General features: G+C 40.9%; 7 protein-coding genes. 6 read left to right on the forward strand and 1 reads right to left on the reverse strand.

Annotation, left to right across the window (positions count from 1 at the left end; translation table 11 throughout):
- Window positions 1-96: 96 nt before the first annotated feature.
- Entirely contained in the window at window positions 97-489 is a 393-nt protein-coding gene (locus tag FYJ45_RS32925; protein ID WP_235931058.1) for a tyrosine-type recombinase/integrase, read from the reverse strand.
- On the opposite strand from FYJ45_RS32925, the gene FYJ45_RS31270 reads away from it, so the two are divergent.
- From FYJ45_RS31270 to FYJ45_RS28505, 6 genes are all read left to right on the forward strand, one after another.
- Window positions 451-909, forward strand: coding sequence for a hypothetical protein (locus FYJ45_RS31270; protein ID WP_235931060.1), 459 nt, complete (start codon window positions 451-453; stop codon window positions 907-909). The two genes, FYJ45_RS32925 and FYJ45_RS31270, sit on opposite strands and share 39 nt — an antisense overlap.
- Window positions 855-1,118 (forward strand): site-specific integrase, encoded by a 264-nt coding sequence (locus tag FYJ45_RS32930; RefSeq protein ID WP_321170343.1) that lies wholly within the window; start codon window positions 855-857, stop codon window positions 1,116-1,118. The genes FYJ45_RS31270 and FYJ45_RS32930 overlap by 55 nt, the downstream gene beginning before the upstream one ends.
- Window positions 1,115-1,264 (forward strand): hypothetical protein, encoded by a 150-nt coding sequence (locus FYJ45_RS29990; protein WP_195842034.1) that lies wholly within the window; start codon window positions 1,115-1,117, stop codon window positions 1,262-1,264. The genes FYJ45_RS32930 and FYJ45_RS29990 overlap by 4 nt, the downstream gene beginning before the upstream one ends.
- 109 nt (window positions 1,265-1,373) lie before the next feature.
- Entirely contained in the window at window positions 1,374-1,787 is a 414-nt protein-coding gene (locus tag FYJ45_RS28495; RefSeq protein WP_235931056.1) for a group II intron maturase-specific domain-containing protein, read from the forward strand.
- Between the two features lie 293 nt (window positions 1,788-2,080).
- The gene (locus tag FYJ45_RS31280; RefSeq protein WP_235931057.1) at window positions 2,081-2,542 is read left to right on the forward strand and encodes a hypothetical protein; all 462 of its coding nucleotides are present in this window, start codon (window positions 2,081-2,083) and stop codon (window positions 2,540-2,542) included.
- A gap of 46 nt (window positions 2,543-2,588) precedes the next feature.
- Window positions 2,589-7,307, forward strand: a complete 4,719-nt coding sequence (locus tag FYJ45_RS28505) for an InlB B-repeat-containing protein (RefSeq protein ID WP_154468331.1) — start codon at window positions 2,589-2,591, stop codon at window positions 7,305-7,307.
- Window positions 7,308-7,356 lie beyond the last annotated feature (49 nt).

Here is a 7,356-nt window from a genome sequence, read left to right on the forward strand (position 1 = left end):
TATTTAAAACCGGCACTTCTTTTGTATTGAATGAATTCCTGAGCGACCTCAGCAAATGGTCCTGTCATTGTTGGTGATTTTCTGATTCTTGTCATGTTAGATTGCTACCTCCAATGCACACTTTCTGAGTTCGGCGATATCAATACGAAGGTATGTCATCGTGGTTTCGGTAGTTGTATGTCCCAAGATTTCTGAAATGACCGGAAGAGGGATCTCATGCTCTAACAGACGACTTGCAAGGCTGTGACGAAGCGTATGGGAACCTTTCTTTTTCCCTTCAAGATGAATCCCTGATTTCTGGAGATGAACTCTTACAAGGGCACCGACTGCACCCGGATTAAAATTCGTATACGGTGGAACTTGCCTCACAAAAACATGATCTGAATCAGTTTTTGGCCTACAATGCGGGCAGTTCGATATTATCTGAAATACTGCTATGAGAATGGCTTTATGAATACGGAGATGTTCTCCAAGCTTCCCAATCCCCATTACAACAGGCAAAGACGTTTACCTTCATCATATACTGCAAACGAAGTAAAAAAACTTCATGTGACTCTATATCTTGTTATGGATAAAAGAGCATACACTTTTCCTGACAGTTTCAAAGACAGTGCTGAGTCCTACCTCTCCCATCGAGAGAAAACAGGAATCATTAAAAAATCAAATAAGGTTTTCAGTTTATATCTGGAAAGATTTTTTGCATTTTTGAAAAAGGAGAACATATCTTCTCTGGATGCACTGTCTCTTAAAGATGTTTTGGATTTCATGGCATCACTGAGCTGCTATGAAAAACCAACCGTAAATCATATGCAATCATTCTTCTGCTTGCAAGACTCGGGCTGCGTAGCAGTGATGTGGCCAATCTCAGATTTTCCAATATCGATTGGGAAAAAGAGATTATCCGTTTAACTCAGGTAAAAACAGGAAATCCGTTGGAACTTCCTCTGCTTGAAGATGTGGGTGAAGCAATCATCAATTATCTGAAGAACGTTGAATTACAGCTACGATTCCCTGAACTGTTTCAGTCTGATCCTGGTGGGGGAACCATACTTGAACCACATCCTGGAAAAACAGGCTGGCGGGTGGAAGCCGGGGCATCCTTTCGCCGGAGGCCGTGAGCGCGGTACACGGGTACAGCGAGGGAAACGCGAGAAAGATAGACAACCTGATGACGGATGCGCTGACGATAGGAGCCCAACAGGGAAAGACGGTGATCGATGCGGAAGTGATCCTTGCGGCGGCAAACAACCAGTCATTAACGTAGAGATGATAATGTGACAAAAACGGCGGCAGAAACGTGACTTGGAGAAACGATTCTGCCGCTGTTTCAATTTAAGCGGAGATAATAATGTGCTGTTGGTGGAGATGATAATTTGCTGCTCAACACGAAAACGGTCAGGAAAATGAAAGACCGGATAAGGGAAATTACCCGGAAAAGCAAAGGATGGGGAAATGAATACCGGAGACAGAAACTAACGGAGTATGTCAGAGGGTGGATTAATTATTACAAACTTGCGGACATGAAGGGGCTGATGGCAGAGACAGATGAATGGCTACGTCGGAAAATCCGGGCAATATACTGGAAACAGTGGAAGAAAGTGAAAACGAGGTATCGGAATCTCCGAGCACTAAAGTTAGAAGAGTGGCAGGTACATCAGATAGCTAACAGTCGGAAGGGATACTGGAGGACAGCGCAGATGTTAAACGTGGCACTGACAAATAAAATAATAGCCCGACTGGGATATATATCTATGTCGGACTATTACCTGAAAATCTGTGAAAACTAGAGAACCGCCGTATACCGAACGGTACGTACGTGCGGTGTGGGAGGTCGGCTAATCAACTAATGGTTAGCCTCCTACCCGATCGGGCACAGTGTGAAACGGCCTACACATAGCTGAAGCCGGGGAGAACCACAGTGTTAGACCGGCGCTCTTTTTCTTCTGATTATTTGTAATTTTCTCAAGTTAAATCAAAAAAATAAAAACTCTTAAAAAAAATTCAAAATTCTCTCTGATGTAACGCTTGGCGTTACGGGTGGTTCGCTATACTCAAATTAACAGCGAAAGGGAGGTGCTTTATGCAGAATACTTCATTACGGGCCGGGCCAACGCCCAAAAACATTGTCAGTGTCTGCATAGATGAGATAAAAGAAGAGCTTGTGGCGGGCAGAATGTATCACTGTTATTCTGAATCCCCCGTTTTATTTTCCAATCAGCTGCAGCTGATAACGGAAATGGAAACGTTATATGACAGGCTGAATTTCCCTCAGGCATCAACCCGGGACAGAACACTGAAAACGAGAAAGGTACAATTGGTAATTGGCGAGGAGGCGGAAGCAGTGAAGGATGAACAGGACATAAAGAACCAGGTAGGACGTAAAGCTTCCTTCATTGTCCGGGTAAACAGCAGGCAGAATGCAACATGGCAGGGCTCCATATCCTGGACGGAGAAAGGGGTCACAAAGCATTTCCGGAGCGCCCTTGAGCTGCTGAAGCTCATGGACAGTGCCCTGGGAGATGAAACAATGAAAGATGATTAATTATTTTGTTTAGTGAGTTATAAAAAATGGAGAGGAGAAACAAAGAATGAAGAAGGCAAAGCACTTGCAAAGATTTTGGGCGTTTCTGCTGGCTTTTGTTCTTGTCAGTACGACTATAGCCAGCGACGGTATGAGAATCGTTGCGGCTGAAGGCGAAACTGCGACAGAACAGACTGTAAGCGAGCCGGAAACAACGGAACAGACATCCAATGAGGGAGGAGCAGCTTCTGCGGGCAAGAATGAACAGCAGGGGGAAGCGCCTCAGGTAGAGGAAGGCTCTCAGACAGATGGAAATACATCTGACGGCAGCAGCACGCCGGATAGCAGCAGTGAGAGCACAACCGAAGGAAGTGTTGTGGAATCCGGTACGGAAACAGGCTCAACCGAGGAAGCGGTTGGGACGGAAGATACGGCTGTGACGGAAGAAGCAGGTACAACTGAAGAAGGAACAGAAGGGACTTCGACTGAGGCAACTACGGAAGTGGGTACTGAGACAACTAATGAGAAGGCCGTGACTTATGTAGTCAGCTTTAATGTTCCTGAAAAAGCAATTGTAAAGGTTAATGGAGAAATTGTTAGCAGTACTTCTGTTGAAGACAGCAGTGACTTACAGTTTACAGTTGAAACAGAAGACGGTTATCGTGTGAAAAGCGTAAAAGCCGGATCTAACGAACTTACTGCTTCAGATGGAAGTTATGTCTTAAATAATGTTACAGAAGACATTATGGTAGAAGTAGAGATTGAAAATGCTGCTTTGATGGCTAATGCTGAAGAGCGCGTAATAAATGTTGGTAGTATAGTAATTACCAATGAGGATGAGGCGGCTGAACTTACTGCTGGGGATACAATAGAGCTTGCTTATGAGATTACTCCTGCAGACGCAACTGATAAGTCTGTAACATGGACTTCTTCTGACAACTCAGTTGCAACGGTTGATGAAAATGGAAAAGTAACAGCTGTTGCAGAAGGCACCGCTGCAATTACGGTAAAAACAGCAGATGGTGAAGCTACGGATGCTGTTGATGTTAATGTGAAGAATGCTGTTATCGCTGTGGAAAAGGTGAAAATTGAAGGCGCTGATATAGTAATCCTCAATAGCAAAATTAGCCTTAGCTTAATAGTAGAACCGGAAAACGCAGAAATAGGTGAAATAAACTGGTCAAGCGCAAATGAAGAAGTTGCTACAGTTGATAATAAAGGAACTGTAACAGGTAAAGCAGAGGGAATAGTTGAAATTATAGTATCTGTAGATGGAAAGGAAGCTTACAAAGATATTACTGTTATTGATCCTTCATCGGTGAAGCCTGTACATACTCTTACAATTAATTATGTATATGGTGAAGATGCAGGTACAATGGCAGGCCGTAAAGCCGCGGATACCTACTATGCTGATGTAAGGGAAGGCGGATCATATAAGAGAACTTCTCCCATAATTGTTGGCTATCAGGCAGAACCAGAAGTTATACAGGGAATAATGCCAGAAAACGATTTATCAGTTACGGTTACTTACCATCCCACAGAAACTTCTTATACAGTGCAGCATAGATTTGAACAGCTGGATGGAAGCTATGTAACTGAAAATGAAGTAAAAAGAGGAATGTATGGTACAGAGTCAGAAGCAGAGGCAAAAACTGTAAAAGGATATGAGGCTGGAGTCGTAGATAATGCCATTATCGGGAAAGATACAGTTATTGTCATTGAGTATACTCGTCTGAGCTATACGGTTCGGTTTAATTCTGCAGGTGGCAGTTATGTAACTGCTATAGAAGCTCTTTATGAAACCCCAATTACTCTGGGAAGCGCTCAGAATCCGACAAGAGCAGGTTATATTTTTGATGGTTGGTTGAATGAGAACGGAGAAAAGGTAACGAACCTAACTTTGACTGAAAATATGCTTCTTACAGCTGCCTGGAAGGTAGATCCGAATGCAACTGCTAATTATAAGATTATATATTGGGTTCAAAAGGCAGAGGGAAATGAATATGATTTTCTTTATAGCATTACGAAAAAAGGAAGTGTAGGTCATACTATTAATAGTACTGATATTCCTGATATCAGCAAAAGTGAATTAAGTAAAATTAATTTGCTTCTTGAAGGATTCAAACGTTCTAAAATAGATACAGATAAAATCATACAGATTGATGATAGTACTATTGTTAATGTTTATTATGACCGAAAAGAATTTAATTTAAAATTTTATAACAATAAGGAAGATAGAAATCCTGTAAAGACAATAATTGCGAGATATGGAGCTTGGATTAATGATTGGCCATCGGATAATTTATGGCGACATTTTGATGGGTGGAAAATGTTTAATACTTATGCAGGTATGAGTACGATGCCAGCTGAAAATATGAATTTCTTTAGAGTAGATACTGGAAAAAATTCATATAAAATTTATTATATGGTAGAGCCAATTGAGGGTAATGATTATATTGTGCATCATATTGATTCATTTACCTCTTCTAAATCTGGGTGGACGTTAGCTGAAGAAGATCGGTATCCTATAACAGGATTTACTTTAAATCCAAATGATAAAAGAAATAAACCTGATGTTGGTGGATACTTAAATCAAACTAGTTCAGGAAAGAGGAATGAAATATATTATACTAGAAATTCATATTTAATTGAGTTTTCTGCGAATGGTGGATATAATGCACCTGGTACGAATACTTATAAATACGAAGCGGTTATTACTAAACCTAGCGGGACTCCCATACGAGAAGGATATGATTTTATAGGATGGTACTATGATCCTGGAGCTACAAGCCGTGTTGAATGGGGAAAAGATACCATGCCTGCAAACAATATGACAGTATATGCAGGATGGAAAATCAAAACATATCCGGTAGTATTTGATGAGAATTATGAAAACGGTAAAACAGAAACTACCAAAGTTGATTATAATCATACGGTAAATGAGCCGCAGGCTCCGGAGAGAGATGGCTATAATTTCCTTGGATGGTTTACTCAGCCCGAAGGCGGAGTGAAATATGATTTTGGTACACCAGTGAAAAATGGATTTACTTTATATGCACACTGGTCACCTAAAAATTACACATCATATACAGTAAAATACTTAGAGCAGGGAACCGATAATATATTACATGATCAGAAAGTAGTGTCTAACCAGCGTGTTGGTAAAACAGTAACGGAATGGGCGGTTGATTTGGAGGCTAGTGGATATGTTGCTGTCCAGGCAAGCCAGTCGATGATACTTGCGCAAAGTGAAAATGTGATTACATTCTACTATACCAATGCTGTAGAACGTAACTATACAGTTACTGGAATTGATAGGGATACTAAGGAAGTAATTTATGGTCCTGAAGGATATACAACAAAAAAAGCTGCTGTATGGATTTCAGCACCAGAAATAAAAGGATATGTATTAGTTGAAGGTCAGGCTCCCAGCATATACAGGGATATCTATCTTGATGCTGAAAAGAATAAGGTTGTTTTTGAATATGAAAGACAAAAAATTACTTATTCTGTAAACTATTATGTTGGCGGAAATTATATGTCAGATTGGTCTGAAACATATACAGTCAAGGATGGAACTCAAATATCTAATGTTGAGGATAAATGTCCCGCTGGATATCATTTAGATAAGACAGTGCCGGATATCCCGACAACAATAACATCCAGTAATAGAGTTATAAACGTATATTATGTAGAAAATGCAGCTATCACAATTAATTATGAAGCCAGAACCGGTGGTTCAGTAAGCAAAGCCAGTGAAACATTGGCGCCTGTAACAGGAATTGCAGAAGGTTCAACTGCAACAGCATCAGCGGGTTATCATTTTGTAAATTGGACAGATAAGGCAGGTAAAATTGTAAATACTGAAGCAGCTTTTAAACCTGAGAAGGTAGAAGGACTGAATGTAGAAGCAACCTATTATGCTAATTTTGAAGAAGATGAAGATATAACCATTACGTATGTTGCTGAAGACGGTGGAACAGTAACAAGTTCCAGTGAAACTTTGGCACCTGCAACAGGTGTGGCAAAGGGGTCAGAAGCAGAAGCAAATCCTGGTTATCACTTTGTAAGCTGGACAAATGAAGCAAAAGAAGTTGTGAGTACAGATGTAAAGTTTACGCCTGACAAAGTAGATGGACTAAATGTAGCGGCAACCTATTACGCGAACTTTGAAGAAAATGAATCTATAACCATCAATTATGTTGCAAGAACCGGAGGAAGCGTAAATCCCTCTTCTGAAACACTGAGGCCCGCAACAGATGTTGCAACAGGCTCTTCAGCAACAGCCGCTGCCGGATATGAGTTTGTAAATTGGACAAATAAAGCCGGTGAAGTAGTAGGAACCGATGAAGTATTTGTACCGGAAAAAGTAGGCGGAGTAAATGTAGCGGCAACCTATTATGCAAACTTTGCGGAAAAAGAAGAGATTGTAATCAATTACCAAGCGGATAAAAATGGTATAGTTGATCGTGAGTCAGAAAAGCTTAAACCTGCGACGGGAGAAGCAGTAGGTTCTGTTGCAACTCCGAATCAGGGGTATAAGCTGGTTAACTGGACGAACAGCAAGGGTGAGGCAGTAAGTACAGATACACAATTTATTCCTGCTAAAGTGAATGGACTGAACGTACCGGAAACTTATACAGCACACTTTGAGAAGGATGAGAGCATTACCAAGAACCTTTCTTACACAGTTGAGTATTGGGTGGAAGTGTTGTCCGGCAAATTAAATGATGTTCCATCCGGCAGATTATTTCGTGCCGATTTGGGATCTCTACAGATAGGTTAGTCATTTTAAAAGTAATTGTTTCTGCGAATTGTTTTCCTGACAGAAAAAC

Source organism: Eisenbergiella porci (assembly GCF_009696275.1).
Classification (GTDB): Bacteria; Bacillota; Clostridia; order Lachnospirales; family Lachnospiraceae; genus Eisenbergiella; species Eisenbergiella porci.